Source organism: Acinetobacter sp. BSP-28 (assembly GCF_044130285.1).
Classification (GTDB): domain Bacteria; phylum Pseudomonadota; class Gammaproteobacteria; order Pseudomonadales; family Moraxellaceae; genus Acinetobacter.
In genome coordinates this window covers 1-614 of record NZ_JBIQOB010000090.1, presented here as the reverse complement: position 1 = coordinate 614, position 614 = coordinate 1, and the positions used below count along the sequence as shown (strand labels likewise).

Genomic DNA, 614 nt, shown 5'->3' with positions numbered 1-614 from the left:
GATGAATATTGGGCCAATGTTACTTCATTGCTTCATTTCAATGGTGCTAACAATTCAACTACATTCACCGATCAAAAAGGTATTGTGTGGAATAGGTCTGGCAATCCAGTTATCTCAACAACACAAAGCAAATTTGGTGGGAGTAGCGCGAAATTCTCAGATAATAACTACATTTATACAACCGATAATGCAGGTTACTTATTTGGGGCAGCAGAAGATTTCACAATTGAATCTTGGTTATATATACCCACAAACGCAACTCTTAAGGATAATTTGATACCGATTATCTGTGCTGGATTTCAAGATGTTTCAAGCAGCGGAGGTGGGTGGAACCTTGCGCTTATTGATAATGTAAATACCATAATGAATTTACAGATATGCAAAACAAATGGCACAGTACAAAATGCTGAATTTACAATTGGCTCTGCACTAGCACGTGATGTTTGGCATCATATAGAGTTTGGTCGGGCTGCTGGAACGACATACGGGTTTTTTAACGGAAACCTAAAAGGAACAACAACCACTCAAAACAATATACCGTTTAATAGCCCAAACACGTCAAATGTATCTATTGGCTCAGGTAACGGTCGTGTGCTGCCAAACAACTGGCATTT

General features: G+C 38.9%; 1 protein-coding gene. It reads left to right on the top strand.

Going from position 1 to position 614, the window contains the following annotated elements:
• Positions 1-614: LamG-like jellyroll fold domain-containing protein (locus ACE01R_RS17885; protein ID WP_395552818.1), on the top strand; the 614-nt coding region annotated here is incomplete at both ends.